This window comes from Amycolatopsis decaplanina DSM 44594, assembly GCF_000342005.1.
GTDB classification, from domain to species: Bacteria; Actinomycetota; Actinomycetes; order Mycobacteriales; family Pseudonocardiaceae; genus Amycolatopsis; species Amycolatopsis decaplanina.
Genome location: NZ_AOHO01000016.1, coordinates 1 through 327, shown reverse-complemented (window position 1 = coordinate 327; position 327 = coordinate 1). Strand labels below are relative to the sequence as shown.

Sequence of the window (327 nt, the reverse complement as noted above, 5' to 3'; positions counted from 1 at the left end):
CCGCACTGCCGGTGAAGGACGCTTCGTCGAACGTGGCACCGCCCCTGAAGACAGCCTCGTTAAACATGGCACTGCGCTTGAAGACCGCCTCGTTGAACACTGCGTTGTCGGTGAAGACCGACTTGCGGAACCANCGTTGTCGGTGAAGACCGACTTGCGGAACCAGGCGTTGTCGGCAAAGGCCGTCTCGTCGAACACGGCGAAGCCGCTGAAGACAGCCTCGTCGAACTGGGCACCGTAGCCAAAGGACGCCTTGTAGAACGTGGTGACGCCGCTGAAGACCGCCCCGTCGAACTGGGCACCGCCACTGAAGATCGTCTTGTAAAA

The 327-nt window shown here is 60.4% G+C and carries 1 protein-coding gene and 1 pseudogene; both read right to left on the bottom strand.

The window, feature by feature from the left end; all coding sequences use genetic code 11:
- Positions 1 to 166 (bottom strand): pentapeptide repeat-containing protein (locus tag H074_RS42310; RefSeq protein ID WP_420805357.1); only part of this gene is annotated, 166 nt, incomplete at its 3' end.
- Positions 151 to 315: pseudogene (locus H074_RS42305) on the bottom strand (pentapeptide repeat-containing protein); the annotation flags it as partial. The gene H074_RS42310 and the pseudogene H074_RS42305, both read right to left, overlap by 16 nt.
- Positions 316 to 327: the final 12 nt, after the last annotated feature.